This is a genomic window from Microbulbifer harenosus, assembly GCF_005771435.1.
Classification (GTDB): domain Bacteria; phylum Pseudomonadota; class Gammaproteobacteria; order Pseudomonadales; family Cellvibrionaceae; genus Microbulbifer; species Microbulbifer harenosus.
The window spans coordinates 196,252-215,454 of the sequence record NZ_VANI01000016.1; the positions used below are offsets into that span (position 1 = coordinate 196,252).

12 protein-coding genes and 1 pseudogene are annotated in these 19,203 nt (G+C 61.1%); 11 read left to right on the forward strand and 2 right to left on the reverse strand.

Annotated elements, in window-relative coordinates:
* The first annotated feature begins 37 nt into the window (after nt 1–37).
* The 4 genes from atpD to FDY93_RS15845 all read left to right on the forward strand — a co-directional run bounded on the left by atpD (nt 38) and on the right by FDY93_RS15845 (nt 4,727).
* Nucleotides 38–1,435 carry a F0F1 ATP synthase subunit beta gene (atpD, locus tag FDY93_RS15830; RefSeq protein ID WP_138236732.1) on the forward strand — a complete coding sequence of 466 codons (1,398 nt, stop codon included), beginning with the start codon at nt 38–40 and terminating at the stop codon, nt 1,433–1,435.
* 210 nt (nt 1,436–1,645) lie between these two features.
* Complete coding sequence (locus FDY93_RS15835) at nt 1,646–2,065, forward strand: F0F1 ATP synthase subunit epsilon (protein ID WP_138236733.1); 420 nt, start codon at nt 1,646–1,648, stop codon at nt 2,063–2,065.
* 140 nt (nt 2,066–2,205) lie between these two features.
* Nucleotides 2,206–3,255 carry a patatin-like phospholipase family protein gene (locus tag FDY93_RS15840; protein ID WP_138236734.1) on the forward strand — a complete coding sequence of 350 codons (1,050 nt, stop codon included), beginning with the start codon at nt 2,206–2,208 and terminating at the stop codon, nt 3,253–3,255.
* Nucleotides 3,252–4,727, forward strand: a complete 1,476-nt coding sequence (locus tag FDY93_RS15845; RefSeq protein ID WP_138236735.1) for a tetratricopeptide repeat protein — start codon at nt 3,252–3,254, stop codon at nt 4,725–4,727. Before FDY93_RS15840 ends, FDY93_RS15845 begins: the two co-directional genes overlap by 4 nt.
* Nucleotides 4,728–4,951: 224 nt before the next feature.
* Here the strand turns inward: FDY93_RS15845 and FDY93_RS15850 are convergent, their stop codons facing one another.
* Nucleotides 4,952–8,281 (reverse strand): amidohydrolase family protein, encoded by a 3,330-nt coding sequence (locus FDY93_RS15850; RefSeq protein ID WP_138236736.1) that lies wholly within the window; start codon nt 8,279–8,281, stop codon nt 4,952–4,954.
* Between the two features lie 275 nt (nt 8,282–8,556).
* Nucleotides 8,557–9,450, reverse strand: a complete 894-nt coding sequence (locus FDY93_RS15855) for a cation diffusion facilitator family transporter (RefSeq protein WP_138236737.1) — start codon at nt 9,448–9,450, stop codon at nt 8,557–8,559.
* A gap of 148 nt (nt 9,451–9,598) precedes the next feature.
* On the opposite strand from FDY93_RS15855, the gene glmU reads away from it, so the two are divergent.
* The 7 genes and pseudogenes from glmU to FDY93_RS15890 all read left to right on the forward strand — a co-directional run.
* Nucleotides 9,599–10,975 carry a bifunctional UDP-N-acetylglucosamine diphosphorylase/glucosamine-1-phosphate N-acetyltransferase GlmU gene (gene glmU, locus FDY93_RS15860; RefSeq protein ID WP_138236738.1) on the forward strand — a complete coding sequence of 459 codons (1,377 nt, stop codon included), beginning with the start codon at nt 9,599–9,601 and terminating at the stop codon, nt 10,973–10,975.
* Nucleotides 10,976–11,404: 429 nt separating this feature from the next.
* Nucleotides 11,405–12,514, forward strand: a complete 1,110-nt coding sequence (gene pdhA, locus FDY93_RS15865; RefSeq protein WP_138236739.1) for a pyruvate dehydrogenase (acetyl-transferring) E1 component subunit alpha — start codon at nt 11,405–11,407, stop codon at nt 12,512–12,514.
* The gene (locus tag FDY93_RS15870; RefSeq protein WP_138236740.1) at nt 12,515–13,522 is read left to right on the forward strand and encodes an alpha-ketoacid dehydrogenase subunit beta; all 1,008 of its coding nucleotides are present in this window, start codon (nt 12,515–12,517) and stop codon (nt 13,520–13,522) included.
* Nucleotides 13,519–14,694, forward strand: coding sequence for a dihydrolipoamide acetyltransferase family protein (locus tag FDY93_RS15875; RefSeq protein WP_138236741.1), 1,176 nt, complete (start codon nt 13,519–13,521; stop codon nt 14,692–14,694). Before FDY93_RS15870 ends, FDY93_RS15875 begins: the two co-directional genes overlap by 4 nt.
* A gap of 257 nt (nt 14,695–14,951) precedes the next feature.
* On the forward strand, nt 14,952–15,713 hold the full coding sequence (locus FDY93_RS15880; RefSeq protein ID WP_138236754.1) for a DeoR/GlpR family DNA-binding transcription regulator: 762 nt from the start codon (nt 14,952–14,954) through the stop codon (nt 15,711–15,713).
* 221 nt (nt 15,714–15,934) lie between these two features.
* On the forward strand, nt 15,935–17,764 hold the full coding sequence (gene glmS / locus FDY93_RS15885; protein WP_138236742.1) for a glutamine--fructose-6-phosphate transaminase (isomerizing): 1,830 nt from the start codon (nt 15,935–15,937) through the stop codon (nt 17,762–17,764).
* Nucleotides 17,765–18,290: 526 nt separating this feature from the next.
* A pseudogene (locus FDY93_RS15890) lies at nt 18,291–19,203 on the forward strand (GLUG motif-containing protein); the annotation flags it as partial.

Here is a 19,203-nt window from a genome sequence, read left to right on the forward strand (position 1 = left end):
GCGGCCGAGTAAAGATTTGAAATTTGAGGATCGGGAAATGAGTAACGGGCAAATTGTGCAAGTTATCGGCGCGGTCATCGACGTGGAATTCCCGCGTAATGCCGTACCGAACGTATACGATGCACTCGTGTGTGAGGAAAAGAACCTCACCATGGAAGTGCAGCAACAGCTGGGCGATGGCGTGGTTCGCGCGATTGCCATGGGTTCTTCCGAAGGTGTTCGCCGCGGTCTCGCGGTAACCAACACCGGCGCTCCGGTTTCCGTACCGGTGGGCACCGAGACCCTCGGCCGCATCATGGACGTACTGGGCAACCCCATCGACGAGTGTGGCCCCATCGGTGAAAAAGAGCGCGCCTCCATTCACCGCGCTGCGCCAACCTATGAAGATCAGGCAAGCTCCACCGAGCTGCTGGAGACCGGCATCAAGGTAATCGACCTGGTATGTCCGTTCGCCAAGGGCGGTAAAGTGGGCCTGTTCGGTGGTGCCGGTGTAGGTAAAACCGTAAACATGATGGAGCTCATCAACAACATCGCCACCGAGCACAGCGGTCTGTCCGTGTTCGCGGGTGTGGGTGAGCGTACCCGTGAAGGTAACGACTTTTACCACGAGATGCAGGAAGCCGGCGTTGTAAACGTCGAAGAGTTCTCCAAGTCCAAGGTAGCGATGGTCTACGGCCAGATGAACGAGCCGCCCGGCAACCGTCTGCGCGTGGCCCTGACCGGTCTGACCATGGCGGAAAAATTCCGTGATGAAGGCCGTGACGTACTGCTGTTCGTCGACAACATCTACCGTTACACCCTGGCCGGTACCGAAGTATCCGCACTGCTCGGCCGTATGCCGTCTGCGGTAGGTTACCAGCCGACCCTGGCGGAAGAGATGGGCGTTCTGCAGGAGCGTATTACCTCCACCAAGACCGGCTCCATCACCTCCATCCAGGCGGTATACGTACCGGCGGATGACTTGACCGACCCGTCCCCCGCGACCACCTTCGCGCACCTGGACTCCACCGTAGTACTGAGCCGCGACATCGCCGCCAAGGGTATCTACCCGGCTGTTGACCCGCTCGACTCCACCTCCCGCCAGCTGGATCCGCTGGTGATCGGTCAGGAGCACTACGAGACCGCCCGCGGCGTACAGTCTGTTCTGCAGCGCTACAAAGAGCTGAAGGACATCATCGCGATTCTGGGTATGGACGAACTGTCTGAGGAAGACAAGCAGATCGTAGCGCGCGCGCGTAAGATCGAGCGCTTCCTGTCCCAGCCGTTCCACGTAGCCGAAGTATTTACCGGCGCACCGGGCAAATACGTGTCCCTGAAAGAAACCATCCGCGGTTTCCAGGGCATCCTGAATGGCGACTACGACCACATGCCGGAACAGGCCTTCTACATGGTCGGCACCATCGACGAAGCCGTCGAGAAAGCCAACAAGAAGTAAGGCCGAGTGGGTGTGAGTCTCTTTTTATAGAGGCTCCCAATGGTACTACTGAAAATCGTAGCGAGCGGCTGACTGGTGGTGGCCGCCGGAGCGCAGGCAGCGGAGTGTATATGAATACATGAGCTGTCGAGCACCGCCGGACGCCGCCAGGCAGCCGCGCAGTAGATTTGCGGTGGTACCATCACAAACAGCTGAATGTGAGGTAGCCTTATGGCTATGACTGTACATTGCGACATTGTTAGCGCAGAGGAATCCCTCTTCTCCGGACTGGTGAAGATGGTGGTTGTGAGCGGCGTAGAGGGTGAGATAGGTATTACCTATGGCCACGCTCCCCTGCTTACTGCCCTCAAGCCGGGCCCGGTCCGCATCATCAAAGATGGCGGCGAGGAAGAGGTTTACTTCCTGAGCGGTGGTTATGTAGAAATCCAGCCGAACGTGGTGACTGTTCTCGCCGATACCGCCGAGCGCGAAATCGACGAGGAAGCGGCACGCAAGGCGCGCGAAGAGGCGGAACACGCCCTGCGCAGCGCCCCGGCGGACATCGACTATGCCCGCGTTTCCGCGCAACTGGCCGAAGCCGAAGCGCGCCTGCGCACCATGCAGGCAATCCGCAAGGCCGCCGGCAAGTAAGTTCCTACTCTCCCGTAGGAGCCTGCTTGCACGCGAACCAAAAAAAAGCAGCTTCGGCTGCTTTTTTTGTGCTCGAAATTCAACTTTTTTCTACCCGCGCCATCATACTTTCGTCAACCGCAGCGAATACGATGAGGACTATGAAAAAGGTGACAAACCACAATGGCGAGCCCCGTATAGGGCTGGCCCTCGGCAGTGGCGCCGCCAAGGGCTTCGCGCATATCGGCGTGTTGAAAGAGCTGGAAGAAATGGGTATCCGCCCCCAGGTCATCGCCGGCACCTCCATGGGCGCGTTTGTGGGCGCCGCCTATTCCGGCGGCTGTCTGGAAAAGCTGGAAGACTGGGTGCGCATGCTGGACAACTGGCGGGTGTTTTCCCTGCTGGATATCAACTGGACCCTGAGTGGCGGCGTTATCGGCGGCATCAAACCCTTCCGCGCTTTTTTCGAGGGATTCGAGTACGAAAACATCGAAGACCTGCCCCTGCCTTTCACCGCCGTCGCCACCGACCTGCATAGTGGCCAGGAAATCTGGCTGCAGGAGGGCAACCTGCAGGACGCCGTGAGCGCCTCCTGCTCGATTCCCGGCCTGCTCTCGCCAAAATCGCTTGACGGACGCTGGCTGGTGGACGGCGCGGTGGTGAATCCGGTGCCGGTGGACGTGTGCCGCGCCATGGGCGCCACGGTGGTGATCGCAGTGGATGTCACCGAAGACGGTCGCCCGCTGATGGAGCGCGAGCACGGCGAGGTAAAACGTGTCGTCAGCCGGCGTTCATCCGCTGCGCAGCAGGCCGAACTGGCCCGGGAAAGCGAAGACATTGCCGAAGTGGAGCGCGACGCCGTATCCGACGAGTCGGCGAAACAGGATGTGGAAGAGAAACCCCTCGCTATCTCCAGCTTCTCGCGGCTGGTGGAGCAAGGCAAGGAGCAGCTGAACCAGATCCGCCACCGGCGCGACCAAAAAACCCCCCCGCCGGGCATGTTCGACACGATGCGCAAGGCAATGGAAGTTCTGGAGCGCCGCCACAAGCGCACACGAATGATGGGATCACCGCCGGATGTGCTGATCATGCCGAAAGTGGGCGCTATCAGCGGCACCGACTACGCCCGCGCCTCGGAAGCGATTGAGGCCGGCCAGGTGGAAACCCGGCGGCTGCGCACCTGGATTGAAGATATGGTGGCGAAAGCGTGAAACCGACAGGCGCTCTGGTACTGCTGCTGTGCGGCCTACTTACCGGCATCATCTCTCCTGGTGTGCGAGCGGCGGAGTGGTACGAATACCAGTCGGAAAACTTCACCGTTTACTCCGACGTACCCGAGCGCCGGGTCAACACCTTGATGCGGGACCTCGAACGCTTCCGCCGCGCCGCGCTTTACTTTACCGGCCAGGAGGAAATCCCGGAAAACAACAACCTGCGGGTATTCCACTTCCGCGATTCCGATGAATTCGAGCAGTTTACCGGCGACCGAAAAATCGCCGGCCTCTACCGCGAAACCTGGGAGGGACCGATCATTTTCTCCCGAGACGGCGATCACGGTATTTCCGGCTCCGGGCTGATTTTTCACGAATACGTGCATCACTTGATGCGCGAGCGCAGCGGCATGACCTACCCGCGCTGGTATTCCGAGGGATTCGCGGAACTGCTGGCGAGCGCGGAATTGCGCAACAAAGAAGTCGTGATAGGCGGCCTGCCGGAGTGGCGTCTCAGTGCCTGGGCCGACGACGACCCGCTCACCATCGAGCAGCTGCTGGCACCACCGCCGCTCGCCGCACAGAACGGCAAAGACAACAGCCGCTACTGGAACAACTACTACGCCAGCGCCTGGCTTCTCACCCACTATTTACAGCTCGGCCACAACGCCGGCCACCCGGATTACCGCGCCGCCACTGCAGCGTATCTGCAGGCAGTTGCCGCGGGCGACAATCCATTTAAAATTTTCGCGGAACACTTCGGCAAATCTGTTGAGGAAATTCAGCGGGAAATGCTCGCCTACATGCGCGACGACATTCAGCGCCACAAGCTGGATATTCCCGCTTACCAGTACTCTATTCCCCGCCGCGCCCTCACGGAAAACGAACGCCTGTATCTACTGGCAGACGAAGCTGTGGATTTCGACAAACCGAAACTTGCCATCAACTATTTGAAGCGGAGTGAACAGCAGAGCCTCGGCTGGCAGGAAAATCTCACCGCGATGGCGGCGATCGAAGCCCGCGACAAAAACTACAAGCCCGGCGAAAAAGTGCTGAAAGAAATCGGCGAGCACGGCCAGGTCAGCCACCTCACCGCCGCCAACCTCGCCCAGTACTACCTGCTGCGCCTGCAGGCACTTTCGCTCACCCGCGAGTGGAACGAGGAGTATTGCGAGCAGGCGATAAAGTACGGAAAAATCGCCGTGCAGATGGGCCCGGATTACCTACCCGGCTACCGCACCCTGTGGACCGCCTATCAACTGAAAGGAAAAAGCGAAGAGGCACTGCAGATCATGCAGGCAGCCTATCAACAGGAACCCAATCACCTGAACCTGAATGCCGCCATTGGCTTTTATTTGGCGCATTTGGGCAAGCACGCGCTGGCGCGCGAATATCTCGAGCGAGTGGTGGCCTGGAGTCATTCCGATCAGCTGCGCTCCAGTGCGCAGGCGTTGTTGGACAGAAACCAATAGCTGTAGCGGGCACCTATGACAAGCGTCATTCCCGCGACTCGCTAGAGCAGCGAAGCTCACGCGGGAATCCAGAAACTCCGCGGAGCTGGACCCCCGCGTGAGCTTCGCTGCTCTAGCGAGTCGCGGGGGTGACGAGGAAAACATTTCTTAGGTTCCATAGATGTTAAAAAACGCGGCGATGCTTTTTGAGCACCGCCGCGCTTTGCTTCAACTAATCGTAAAAATCAGTGCACCCAGTGGTGCCGCTCCTGCTTCTCCTGAATCGCTTCCGCCGTCGGCGTCGGCATGGCGCTTACCGGCAAACGCTCGTGGAAGAATGCCAGCCGCTCATCGCCATCCACCTCGTTCATTGTCGCCGCATCGAACACCTTACCGTTGATCACGGTGTACTTGATGTTCTCCGACAGGCGCAGGTTCTCCAGCGGATTGCCGTCCACCACAATAATGTCTGCCAGTTTGCCCGCTTCCAGGCTGCCCAGATCCCTATCCATTCCCAGGTAGCGCGCACCATCGATGGTGCCGGCGCGGAACGCCTCCCACGGAGTAAAACCGCCCTGCTCCATCATCCACAGTTCCCAGTGCGCACCGAGCCCCTCGCGCTGGCCGTGAGCACCGATATGCACGGTGACGCCCTTGTCGCGCAGCTGCTTGGCGTGTTGCGCCACATTGAAATGGTTGTAGTGGTGGTCCGGCGCGCGCTCGCGCCGGATGGAGCGCGGGTTGACGATAAAGTCCGGGGTGAAGCGGGTCAGGCGCTCGTTCCTCCACACCTCGGTGTGGTCGTACCAGTAGTACTCGCCGGTGAGACCGCCGTAGGCCACCACAAACGTCGGGGTGTAACCCACCTGAGTCTGGCTCCACAGCTGCTCCACGTCGGAGTAGATATTGGCGATGGGCAGTGAGTGCTCCACGCCGGTATGGCCGTCCACAATCATGTTCATGTTGTGCTGGTACTTACCGCCGCCCTCCGGCACCACCATCAAGCCGAGCTTGCGGCCCGCCTCCAGCACCTGCTGGCGCTGCTCCCTTCTGGGCTGGTTGTAGCTCTTCACCGAGATAGCGCCCATTTCCTTTAGTCGGCTCACATGGAACTCGGCATCTTCCAGGCTGCTGATCTTGGCCTTGTAGCCGGGACCCTTGGCGCCGTAAAGAATGGTGCCGGTGGAGAAGATACGCGGGCCGTTGATGATGCCGGCCTTCTGCAGTTCCGCCGCGGAGAAAATCTCACTGCTGTCGTTGGAGGGGTCGTGAATGGTGGTCACGCCGAACGCCAGGCTGGAGTACAGGTTCCAGTTCTGCTGTGGAATGATCTCCTCGCGGCCCTGGGCGCCGTGGGCGTGGGCATCGATCAGGCCCGGCAGCACGGTCTTGCCGGTGACGTCGATACGCTGGGTTCCCACCGGTATTTCCACCTCGCTGGCGGCGCCCACGGCGACGATGCGGTTGCCGCGGAACAGCACCACACCGTTCTCGATGACTTCTTGCGCCTTCTCGGCGTCGCGCATGGTCACCAGGGTGCCGCCGGTCAGCGCCACCAGTTTGTCGCTGTTGGCGAAAGACTGTTTGAAGCTGAGGTCGATACCCTCGCTCACCGGCTCCGGCAGCTGCTCCGGTGCACCGGCGACGAAGTCGAACGCGTCTTTCAACTGGCGCTGGTACAGCTTGGGTCCGTGGGCCCAGCCCAGGGTCTGGCTGTCGGCGGACCAGTGCAGGTTCTCGCCGGCGCGTGCGGACACCTGGGTGACCTTCACTGCGGTGGCGTTGGGGCCGATGGATTCGGATTTGCCGGTATGCATGAACGGCGCCGCATAGGCCTTGAAGTCCTGGGTGAACGCCACCCAGCGGCCGTCCGGAGACAGGCGGAAGGAAGTGATCTCGGCGCCATGCAAGTGCTCGCGCTCGTCCTTGCCGTTGGCGTCCACGCTCTTGAACACGCGCTTGCCGCCATCGCCGTAGACGTACTCGGAGAAATAGATGCGCTCGCCGTCGGCACCGAAGTGCGGCTCGTAGCCGGACTTGGCGATGCGGCGCTGCCAGTCCCCACCGGCATCGGCCAGGTAGATACCGGGCTCGAGGGAATACTCCGGGGAGAGCAGGTAGCCGCCGGTAAAGCGGCGGAAGGTGACCTGTTCGCCGTCGGGAGAAAAACTCGGCTCCACATACAGGCCGGGCTCACCGGTGACGGTATTGCCGCGGCCGTTGCGCGCGGAGACCACGCGCACCTGGCCGAGCTTTTCGTCGTCCCAGGTTACGTAGGTGATCTGTTTGCCGTCGCGGGACCAGCTGGGGTAGAACTCGAAATGTTCATCCTGGTTGGTCAATCGGCGACGTTCGCCGCTTTTAATATCCTGAACGTAGATCTTGCCCAGGGCCTGGAAGGCGACCTGCTTGCCGTCCGGCGAGGTCTGCGCCCAGCGGATCATCTTCACGTCGAACTGTTCCGGCGCCACGTCCACCGGGAAACGCACTGCGTCGGCCACTTTCTTCTCGGTCTTGATGTGCGCGACGATCTCACGCGCGCCGGTTTCCAGGCTGCTGCCGTCGGCGGCGATGCGCTGGAATTTACCCTTCGACCACACAATCAGCGACTTGCCGTCCGGCATCCAGTCGTACTGCACATAGTTGCCGTGGGAGCCGAACGTCTCCTGCAAATCCCGCTCGAGGCCTGTGTAGATCGGAGTCTCGAGGCCGGTGGAGAGGTCTTTCACAAACAGCGAGGTCTGGAAATCCTGCCGGCGCACAAACGCGAGCTTCTTGCCGTCCGGGGATGGAACCGGCGCAATGGAGCCGCCGGGACCGGAGACAAACGTTTCCTCTTTACCGTCCTGCAGATCGTAGCGATTGATGGCGAACAGCTGTTGTGTGGAGTTCTTGTTGTATTCCCATACCGTGCCCGGTGTGGTGTCGATGGTGTAGTAGATGTAGCGACCGTCCGGCGAGAACACCGCGTCGGAGATGTTCTTTTGCGCGCTCTCGCCGCCCAGACGCGCCTTGATCTGGCGCCCCTCGCCACCGCCGTGGTGGTACATCCAGATCTCACCGGCCGGGATACTGCGGCCGGACATAAAGCCCTTGCGCGCCACCAGATACTGGCCATCCGGGGACCAGTTGGGCCCGTGCACCAGATTTTCCCTTTCGGTGGTCAGCTGGCGCAGGTTGCCGCCGTCGCGGTCCATCACCCAGATATTGTCGGCGCCGTCGCGGTCGCTCACGAACACGATGGACTTGCCGTCGGGGCTGAAGCGCGGCTGGGTGTTCCAGGCGAGCTCACTGGTGATGGCTTTGGCCTCGCCGCCGGCGACCGGCATCTCGTAGATATCACCGAGCATGTCGAACACGATGCTTTTGCCATCCGGGCTGATGTCCAGATTGCTCCAGGTGGTCTCGCGGGTGTCCAGGGGAATGGATTTGAACTCGTACGGCGGTTTGTTCACATCCCACTTGTCCGCTTCCTTCTTCGTTTCCTCGGCCACGGCGGCCAGCGGCAGGGTCAGGGCGAAGCCAGCGCTGCCGATCAGGCGCGCCAGTGCTCGGGCTTTGAATGTTTTGATCATGAATGGCTCTCGGGTGCGTGGGGTATGTGATGCCCATGGCGGCACTTTTGGCGCCGCTCTCGTTATACCTGTGGTTGTGTCTTGGTTATGTCAGGGGGTTCACCGTGTGAACCTGGGTTCAAATTACGGGAATGCGGGGAAAAGGCAATGGATCTGCGCCGAACAGCATAATCTTCGGGGTGGCTAATGATGGCCGGATAATGCTCTGTCCGCGACCGGCGGTGCGGTTGGGTACACAGCGGGTGGGGTCTGCGGCTTTCCGTCAATTCCGGGGTTCAGCCGATGTAGGAGGCATCGGTGGTAAACACCACGTCGAACTCCTGTTCCGCAACAAACTTCGCCATGCGCTCCGTGAGCAGCTCGCGCCATTCGTCCACCTGCACAATGCTCGCGTTGTGGTGCGCTTCATCCAGCAGAATACGCGCATGCAGGTACACGGAGCGGCCGATTTTGCCGATACTGAGCGACCAGTTCTCCCCCGGGATATCCACCATGGCATCGCGGAAAGCGCGGCGGATCTCGCGCTGGATATCGATGGGCGGCGATGCCAGCAGCACCTCCATCAGGTTGCGGTAGAGGATTCTCACCGGCACCGGCAGCATGACCGCCACCATGGCGATGACCATCCACGAGTCCACGAACGGCAGCCACCCGCCCAGCGCATCGCCAAACAGCCACACCAGGGTGAAGGCCACCAGCACTACCCCGCTGAGCACGCCGTCCATCATCCACGCAAACGCGTCCACCTCGATCAGGCTGGAGCCGGTGCGTTTGGCAATGCGCCGCAGCACCAGATACACCACCAGGCAGCCGGTACTGGCGATGGACGCGTAAATCACCGCCCTGCCGGCATCCAGCGTGCGGCCGCCCTGATACAGCGCGGCCACAGCGGAAGACAGCGCCATCAACATGACACCGAGGATCACCATGCTCTGCAGGACATTGAACGCCGGTTCGAAACTGGCGTAGCCGAACGGGAAATGGCGATCGGCATCGCGGCGGATGATCCTCGACACCACCAGCATCATTACCGACATGACGAAACTTACGAGGGAGAATACCCCGTCGAGGAAAATGGCCTCGGAACCCGTCAAGTGGGCAAACGCGAACCCCAGCACCGCCATGCTCAGGCAGCCCAGGATCGACAGCAACAGCCCCCGTGCTTCCATGCTCAGAACCCCGCAACCCGCTGGAAAATAATCGACAAAGACTCCGGAATTTTAGCGGCAATTTTCCCGCTGATCGCGGCGGTAACTTGTGGAGCCTTGCGTAAGTCGCGACAATTGCGGCGATTTTTATGAACTGAACGGATTTACCATGACCATCGACGTCGTCATCCTCGCCGCCGGCAAAGGCACCCGCATGCGTTCCGACCTCCCCAAAGTACTGCACCCTATCGGCGGTGTGCCGATGCTGGGGCGGGTGATCGGGGCGGCCAAGGCGCTGAGTGAAGGGGTGATGGGGGATGTCGAGATTACCGTGGTTATCGGCCATGGCGCCGAGCTGGTGCGCGAGCGCTTTGCCGATAGCGGCGTAAAATTCGTGGAGCAGACCGAGCAGCTGGGTACCGGCCATGCGGTTGCCCAGGCGATTCCGAACTTCCGTGCGGGCGCAACCGTGCTGGTGCTCTACGGCGACGTGCCGCTGGTGAAAACCGCGACCCTGCAAACCCTGCTAGAGGCGTCCAGTTCCGGCCCCGCGCTGCTGTCAGTGATGATGGACGACCCCAGCGGCTACGGCCGCATCGTGCGCGATGCGGCCGGCCAGGTGCAGGCCATCGTCGAGCAGAAAGATGCCGACGCCGAGACCTTGAAGATCAATGAAATCAACACGGGCATCCTCGCCGCCCCCGGCGATCTGCTGGCGCAGTGGCTGCCGGAACTCTCCAATAACAACGCCCAGGGTGAGTACTACCTCACCGACGTGATCGCGCGCTCTGTGTGCGAGAAGGTCGCGGTTACCGGCGTGATCGCCGACGATCCCTTTGAAGTGGCCGGCGTCAACAGCCGCGCGCAGCAGGCGGAACTGGAGCGCGCCCTGCAGCGGGACCACGCCAATGCGCTGATGGCGGCTGGTGTGACCCTGTTGGATCCGGCGCGCATCGACCTGCGTGGCACCCTGAATTGCGGCGCCGATGTCACCATCGACATCAACTGCATCTTCGAGGGCGATGTCGCTCTCGGCGATGGCGTCAGCATCGGCCCCAACTGCCTGCTGAAAAACTGCAGGCTTGCGGCTGGCACGGTGGTGGAAGCTAATTCCATTATTGAAGATGCCAGTGTCGGCGAAGCCTGCACCATTGGCCCCTTCGCCCGCCTGCGCCCGGGTACGGAGCTGGCCAATGGGGCGAAAGTGGGCAACTTTGTCGAAACCAAGAAGGCCAAGATTGGCCGCGGCAGTAAGGTGAATCACCTTTCTTATATCGGCGATGCGGAGGTTGGTGAAGACGTCAATATCGGCGCTGGCACCATCACCTGCAATTACGACGGTGTGAACAAATCCAAGACGGTCATTGGCGACCGCGCCTTTATCGGTTCCAACTCGGCACTGGTGGCGCCGGTGGAAATTGGCGCCGGTGCGACGGTGGGCGCGGGTTCCACTATTACCCGCGAAGTGAGTACCGACGAACTGGCTGTGGCGCGTGGTAAGCAGCGCAATATCAGCGGTTGGCAGCGGCCCACCAAGAAATCCTGATATTCCCCCACCATCTGGAGGCCTGGTGCCCTGAAGCAAGCTTGGGGCGGTGGAGTACCGGGTGCAGGTTTTCAGGACCGCTGTAAATACATCCCTGTACGCTGCGTCGCAAACGTCCGTGTTTGCGACGCTCCTGAAAACCTGCACCCGGCACACCACCTTCAGCCCTACCTCCATTGCCCCGTAAGAAGTTCTTGTTGCTTGCTAACGAAGTGGTTGGCTTTGTGTAAAGGCAGAGCACCGGGTATGGGGTTTCGGAAGCGTCAGCGACAGGGACGTCGCTGACGCAGCGTACAGGGATGTATTCACAGCGGTTCCGAAACCCCATACCCGGTGATTTGCCGCCACGGAATGCGATAGAACGTACCCGATAACTCTCGGAATTCTCCCAACTACACTAAAAGCATCGGAATCCAAGGAACCCAGCCGATGCACAAGCCACGCCTGCAACTCCAGGCTTCCTTCGATATCGCCTGGTTGCAGTACCTGGATAAACAGGGCCGCGCCACCCAGCCACTGCCGGAATTCGCCAGCCCCGACTGGCTCGCTCACTGCTACCGCCAGATGCAACTGGCGCGGCTGGTGGATGATCGCGCGGTAAAACTGCAGCGCACCGGCCGCCTCGGCACCTATCCCTCCAGCCTTGGCCAGGAAGCTATCGGCGTCGCCGTCGGCAACGCGCTGATGAAAGAAGACGTCTACTGCCCCTACTACCGCGAGACTGGCGCCTTTCTCGAGCGCGGCGTGCTGATCGAGGAAATCCTCGCCAACTGGGGCGGTGACGAGCGCGGGCAGAACTTCCAGCACGCGCCGCACGACCTGCCCATCTGCATCCCCATCGCCACCCAGGCTCTGCACGCCGCCGGCGTCGCCTTCGCACTCCAATACCGCCACCGGCAGCAAGGTACGCCGCTGCAGGTAGCGGTGACCAGTTCCGGTGAAGGGGCGACGTCGAAGGGGGATTTCTACGAGGCCATGAACCTCGCCGGGGTGTGGAAGTTGCCGGTGGTGTTTGTGGTGAACAACAACCAATGGGCGATTTCCGTGCCGCGGACGGCGCAGACGGCCACCCAGACCATCGCTCAGAAGGCCATCGCCGCTGGCATTCCCGCACTGCAGGTGGATGGCAACGATGTGGTGGCGGTGGCCTGGGCGGTGCGCGATGCCATGGCCCGCGCCAGAAACGGCGAGGGTCCGGCGTTGATTGAGGCTATTTCCTACCGCCTCTGCGACCACACCACCGCCGATGACGCGAGCCGCTATCGCAGTGAAGAGGAGCTGGAACAGGCCCGTCAGTGGGAGCCGATTCGCCGGCTCGATGCCTACCTGCGCAGTGAGGGCCTGTGGAGCGATGCCAAGCAGCAGGATCTCGACCGGGAGCTGGCACAGGTCATGGAGGCCGCGCTCGACAACTGGGAATCCCGCCCTCCGGAACCGGCCACCGCCATCTTCGATCATCTCCACGCGCACCTGCCGGAGGGGCTCTACGAGCAGTACGACCAGCTGCGCGATGAACAAACAGCGGGAGTGCGAGGTTAGATGGTGGAGGAAAATAGCGCCATTACGCTGGTGGAAGCGGTCAATCAGGCGCTGGCCTATGCACTGGCGAACGACCCACAGGTGGTGCTGTTCGGCCAGGATATCGGCGCGAACGGTGGCGTATTCCGGGCAACCGATGGCCTGCAGCAGCGCTTCGGACCGGAGCGGGTATTGGACACGCCGCTGGCGGAGAACATGATTGCGGGTATCGCCGTGGGCATGGCTAGCCAGGGGCTCCGTCCAATCGCGGAATTTCAGTTTATGGGATTCATCTACCCGGCGCTCGACCACATCCTCAGCCACGCCGCGCGCATGCGCAATCGCACCCGCGGGCGCCTCAGCTGCCCTATTGTCTACCGCGCGCCCTACGGCAGCGGCATCCACGCCCCGGAACACCACAGCGAGAGCACCGAGGCGATTTTTGCGCATGTACCCGGGCTGCGGGTGGTTGTGCCCTCCTCACCGGCGCGCGCCTACGGCCTGCTGTTGGCGGCGATACGCGACCCGGACCCAGTGCTGTTTCTGGAGCCAAAGCGGATCTACCGCGCCGCCAAACAGCCGGTACCGGATGACGGCGAGGCACTGCCGCTGGATCGCGCCTTCGTGCTGCGCGAGGGCCGCGACCTGACCTTGATCGCCTGGGGAGCCAGTGTGAAGGAGACCCTCGCCGCCGCCGAACAGTTATCCACAGAGGGCATCGAGGCGGAAGTCATCGACCCCGCCACCCTCAAGCCACTGGATATCCACAGCATCATCGACTCGCTGGAGAAAACCCACTGCTGCGTGGTGGTGCACGAGGCCGCGCGCTTCGGCGGCCTCGGCGCCGAGATTGCGGCGCAGATTCAGGAGTACGCCTTCGATCTGCTGGAGGCGCCGGTGCAGCGGGTTACCGGTTACGACACCGTCATGCCCTACTACCAGCTGGAAAATGTGTACCTTCCCGGCGTCGAGCGGATACTCGCCGGGGCGCGCGCAGCGCTCGGTTATTCACGGGAGGGACGGCAGTGAAAGTCTTCAAACTGCCGGACCTCGGCGAGGGCCTACCGGACGCCACCGTGCGCGAGTGGCTGGTGCGCGAGGGCGACAGCGTCGCCGCCGACCAAGCATTGGTCACCGTTGAGACCGCCAAGGCGCTGGTGGAAGTGCCCTCCCCCTATTCAGGCACTGTGGAAAAGCTGTATGTCGCCGAGGGCGAAACCCTGCAGACCGGCCAACCGCTGGTGGGCTTTACGGAGCCCGCAAGCGGACAAGCATCAGATAAAACACGGGAAAAAACACCGGAAAAATCGAAGAGCTCCGGGGAGGATTCCGGTACTGTCGTCGGAAAAATCGAATCCGGTAGCGTTGCCCTGGCGCCCGAACAGCGCCCGATGTCTACCCGCTCCCGCAACGCCACCCCCGCCGTGCGTGCGCTGGCGCGGCAGCTGGGCGTGGACCTCAGCAGGTTGCACCCGGCCGGTTCCCGCTTCAGTGAAGCAGAAGTGCGCGCCGCCGCCGGCGGCCACCCCCCACCTGCAAGGGAAGCAGCGCCGGCGGCAACCCGAGAACCTGCGCCGGCGCCCGCGACTTCCGCCGAACCCGCCCGCCGCGCCATGGCGCTGGCCATGAGTCGCAGCCGCGACCTGGTGTGCCCCATGACCCTGTGCGACGAGGTGGATATTTCCGACTGGCCCAAGGGCACTAGCACCACCCTGCGCCTGCTGCGCGCCATCGCCCACGCCGCCGCCAGCGAGCCGAACCTGAACGCCCACTTCGACAACGACACCCTGGCGCCGCAGACCCCGGTCAATATCGGCCTCGCCGTGGACGCCCCCCGAGGACTGTTTGTACCGGTACTGAAAGACATCGCTGGCCACAGCGACGGCGAACTGCTCGACACCATCGCCCGCTTCAAACAGCAGGCCGACGAGGGCGGCATCCCCCAGAGCGATCTGCAGGGCGCCACTATCCACCTGTCCAACTTCGGCAGCATCATTGGCCGCTTCGCCACCCCCGTGGTGTTGCCGCCACTGGTATGCATCGTCGGCGCCGGCCGCAGCCACAAAGCAGTGTTACCCCACAAGGGCAAGGCCCGCGTGCGCAAGCTGCTGCCACTGTCCCTCACCGCCGACCACCGCGCCGTCACCGGCGGCGAACTGGCCCGGTTCCTCAAGGCGCTGAAAGAGCACCTCGAGTCCTGATGCACCGCTTCCCGTAGGAGCCTGCCTTGCAGGCGAACCCCCAGCCACATCGCAAGCAACCGTCCATGGGGCAAAGCCCTGCCCGGCCTTCCCTGGCCGGGCGCCCGTGAGGGCAGCGAGCAGTGCTCGCTAAACACCCACCCGGGCCCTGCAAGCAGGCTCCTACAGGTTCTCACATTACCCTGTATGGAAATTCGGGGTGTGAACATAAGTTTCGGTTTGCTATGATTTTCTTACGAATCGAAAGATGGCAAGACATGTCCAAACGCAACACCCAACAGCGCCGCCACCAGATACTCAGTCAGATCAACACGGCCGGCGAAGCCAGCGTCGAAGAACTGGCGCGCCAGTTCGAAACCTCCGAAGTTACGATCCGAAAGGACCTGGCGGCCATGGAAGACAGCGGCCTGCTGCTGCGCCGCCACGGCGGCGCCATCCCCCTGCCGCGGGAACTGGTTGCCGAAGACCCGCTGTCCCAGACCAAACGCGCCATCGGCCGCGCCGCCGCCGAACTCATCCGCGACCACAACCGCATCGTCATCGACTACGGCCGCACCACCACCGGCCTCATCCCCGAGCTCGACAAAAAGCGCGGCCTCGTCGTCATGACCAACTCCCTGCACGTCGCCAACCAGCTGCGGGAACTGGAAAACGAACCCACCCTGCTCATGACCGGCGGCACCTGGGACCCCCACTTCGAAGCCTTCCAGGGCCAGGTCGCCGAACAGGTCCTGCGCGGCTACGACTTCGACCAGGCCTTCATCGGCGCCGACGGCATCGACCTCGAGCGCGGCACCTGCACGTTCAACGAACAGATCGGCCTCTCCCGGGTCATGGCCGACGTCGCGCGCGAAGTCATCGTCATGGCCGAGTCCAGCAAGGTGGGTCGCCGCATTCCCAACCTGGAACTGAGCTGGGACATGTTCGGCACCCTGGTGACCGACAGCGGAATTGAAGACAAGGTCTGCGCCCAACTGGAGCGCAGAGGACTGCGTGTGATTTGCGCAGAAGTTAGCTGAACAACGAAAGCAAGAGCGTGATCAGCACGCTGAACTATGACGAGAAGGTGACGATACCGGGTAAGCCTTTGCGAGACCTTCTAAAACAGGGATGTTTTAGAAGAGCCCCCATGGATGGGTTAAGGGGGGACGCCTAGTCCGTGTCTCGCAAAGGCTTACCCGGTAGCGCCGCCGCCACAAAACGAAAATGTGGCACCAAACCAAATACCGAGGTAAGAAACATGTGTGGAATCGTAGGCGCCCTCGCCCAACGCAACGTAACCGGAATCCTGCTGGAAGGCCTGCGCCGACTGGAATATCGCGGCTATGACTCCGCCGGTGTATGCCTCGTCAACGGCGACGGCAAACTGCAGCTGCGCAAAACCCAGGGCAAAGTCGCCGACCTGGAAAGCGCCCTCGACGACAACCCCACCGCCGGCCAGCTCGGCATCGCCCACACCCGCTGGGCCACCCACGGCATACCGTCCGACAAAAACTCCCACCCGCACGCCTCCGGCAACTTCGCCCTCGTGCACAACGGCATCATCGAAAACTACCAGGCACTGCGCGACCAGCTCATCGCCAAAGGCTACGAATTCCAGTCCGAAACCGACACCGAAGTCGTCGTCCACCTGATCCACGACCTCGCCAAAGACAACCGCGACCTGCTGCAGGCCGTCTCCGCCGCCACCCAACAACTACACGGCGCCTACGCCCTCGGCGTCGTCTGTGCCAGCGACCCCGAGCGCCTCGTATGCGCGCGCCTCGGCAGCCCGCTCGTTATCGGCGTCGGCATCGAAGAAAACTTCATCGCCTCCGACCCCATGGCCCTGCAGCAGGTCACCGACCGCTTCATCTTCCTGGAAGAAGGCGACATCGCCCAAGTCACCCGCGACAGCATCGCCGTGTGGGACAAAACCGGCGAAGAAGTCAGTCGCCCGGTCAACAAGCTCCAGGGCGGCCACGACGCCACCGACAAAGGCCGCTACCGCCACTATATGCAGAAGGAAATCTTCGAGCAGCCGAAAGTGGTGGAAGCCACCATGGCCGGCCGCATCGGCGAACACTCCGTGCTTTCTCAGGTACTCGGCACCGCCGCCAACGACATCCTGCCGCAAGTGAAACAGGTACAAATCGTCGCCTGCGGCACCAGCTATCACGCCGGCCTGGTGGCGCGCTACTGGATCGAAGACTGGGCCGGTGTGCCCTGCTCCGTCGAAGTCGCCAGCGAAATCCGCTACCGCAAAACCGCCGTGCGCCCGGGAACCCTGTTCGTCACCATCTCCCAGTCCGGTGAAACCGCCGACACCCTCGCAGCCCTGCGCCAGGCCAAGGAGCTCGGCTACCTCGCCTCCATGACCATCTGCAACGTGCCCAACAGCTCACTGGTGCGCGAGTCCGAACTGCACCTGATGACCGAAGCCGGCCCGGAAATCGGTGTCGCCTCCACCAAAGCCTTCACCACCCAGCTCGTCGCCCTGCAGATATTCTGCATCGCGCTGGCGAAAGCCAACGGCATGCGCAGCGAACGCGAAGCGGAACTGGTAAGCGCCCTGCACCAGCTGCCAAAACTGATGGAAAAATTCACCGGCCTAGACGCGCTGGTGCAGGCCACCAGTGAAGCCTTCGCGGAAAAAAATCACGCGCTCTTTTTAGGTCGCGGTGTGGAATACCCGATCGCCCTGGAAGGTGCGCTAAAGCTGAAGGAAATTTCCTACATCCACGCCGAGGCCTACCCGGCTGGCGAACTGAAACACGGCCCGCTGGCGCTGGTGGATGCGGATATGCCGGTGATCGTCGTTGCGCCGAACGACGAACTGCTGGAAAAACTGAAATCCAACCTGCAGGAAGTGCGCGCTCGCGGCGGCGAACTGTTTGTGTTTGCCAGCCCGCAAGCAGGATTCAAAAGTGAGTCGGGGGTGACCGTGGTGGAAGTGCCGGATGCACCGGAGAGCCTGCAGCCGATTCTGTATACCGTGCCCTTGCAGTTACTGAGTTATCACGTGGCGCTGTTGAAAGGTACCGATGTGGATCAGCCACGCAATCTGGCCAAATCGGTGACGGTTGAATAAATACGATCATCACATTTATATAAAATTGGGCCGCAATTGCGGCCCAATTTTTATGTTGAATTCAATTCGGAATCGTTGCTGGCAATCGAATATTCATCCGGTAGCTGATTACCTGTCCGTACCCATTTAAAGCAGTTTTACCAATCCCGGAAATAAAATCTTTATTGGTACTGATGTTCTGCTCGACATGAGTTTCCAGCGGAAAAGATATCGGTGATCTCAACATTAGAAGCTTGAAATTCTCAGACAATCACGCCTTAAAACATTCAATAAAAACAGTACGTTAGTTCCAAATGTGTGTAATTCTCTGCAATTTGTTTGGTGAAAGGTAGAGTAAAAATCAGATGAAAGAAAAACACGCCAATAAATTTCTATAAATGCTGTTTTTATAGACATGCAACTTATTTCATGGCGGATAAATCTGTTAAGGTCGCCGCCTGCTTTTTTCGTTACCAGAAATTAGGTGGCGATTAAAAAACAATTTCCCCGGGCTGGAAGCCAGATTGTCCCGCACATGGAGAGTGCTATGCCGCGCGCTTTTTTCTTATTTCTCGCTTTATTTTTAACCACCTCATCTTCCTGGGCGGCCGACGGCCGCGCGGATTACGACCTTGATGACAACGGCCTGATCGAGATAGACGACTGGGCCGATTTGAATGAGATCCGCAATAATCTGGATGGCTCCACCCTCTATGGCAGCAGCGCTGGCTGTCCGGTTGACGGTTGTATCGGCTTTGAGCTGACTACCGATTTGGACTTCGATACCAACGGCGATGGCGTCCTCGACAGTAACGACACTTACTGGAATGAAGGCGAGGGATGGGAGCCGCTTGGCAGTGATTACTACAACTCATTCACCGGCGCATTTCACGGCAATGGCCATGTCATCCGCAACCTGATGATCGCGCGCCCCGACGGCAGGTATCAGGGCCTGTTCGGCTATCTCGACAATGCCAGCATTCGGGAGCTGGGCCTGAGCGGGCCGCTGATGTCCATCGAAGGCTGGTGGGCCGTGGGTGGGCTTGCAGGTCAAGCTAACGACAGCCAGATCACCGCCACCTTTGTCAGCGGTTCGGTTGTGGGTACCGATAATATTGGTGGTCTGGTCGGTATTGCCTCGGGGGGCATCACCGCCAGCTATGTCACCGGTGTCGTGCGTGGCGATAGAAATGTCGGCGGTTTGGCGGGAAGCGGCGAAGGTATCTCTGCCAGCCTGTCCAGCGCCCATGTGTCGGGGCGCGACTATGTCGGCGGACTGATCGGTAGTTTTGGTTCCGCCAGCGCCAGCGCCAGCTACTGGGCCACCGATGCCTCGGGTCAAACCACCAGTTATGGCGGCACAGGCATCAAAGGTGTCACTCTGGCCGAACTGCAGTGCCCCACCGGCGCCGATGACACCACCTGCGTGACTGGCAGCACCCTGTATGCCGATTGGTCGA

Coding starts and splice junctions, on each gene's coding strand:
- FDY93_RS15835 (WP_138236733.1), top strand. CDS start 1,646: ATGGCTATGACTGTACATTGCGACATTGTTAGCGCAGAGGAATCCCTC.
- FDY93_RS15840 (WP_138236734.1), top strand. CDS start 2,206: ATGAAAAAGGTGACAAACCACAATGGCGAGCCCCGTATAGGGCTGGCC.
- FDY93_RS15850 (WP_138236736.1), bottom strand. CDS start 8,281: ATGATCAAAACATTCAAAGCCCGAGCACTGGCGCGCCTGATCGGCAGC.
- FDY93_RS15870 (WP_138236740.1), top strand. CDS start 12,515: ATGGTGGAGGAAAATAGCGCCATTACGCTGGTGGAAGCGGTCAATCAG.
- FDY93_RS15855 (WP_138236737.1), bottom strand. CDS start 9,450: ATGGAAGCACGGGGGCTGTTGCTGTCGATCCTGGGCTGCCTGAGCATG.
- FDY93_RS15880 (WP_138236754.1), top strand. CDS start 14,952: ATGTCCAAACGCAACACCCAACAGCGCCGCCACCAGATACTCAGTCAG.
- glmS (WP_138236742.1), top strand. CDS start 15,935: ATGTGTGGAATCGTAGGCGCCCTCGCCCAACGCAACGTAACCGGAATC.
- glmU (WP_138236738.1), top strand. CDS start 9,599: ATGACCATCGACGTCGTCATCCTCGCCGCCGGCAAAGGCACCCGCATG.
- pdhA (WP_138236739.1), top strand. CDS start 11,405: ATGCACAAGCCACGCCTGCAACTCCAGGCTTCCTTCGATATCGCCTGG.
- atpD (WP_138236732.1), top strand. CDS start 38: ATGAGTAACGGGCAAATTGTGCAAGTTATCGGCGCGGTCATCGACGTG.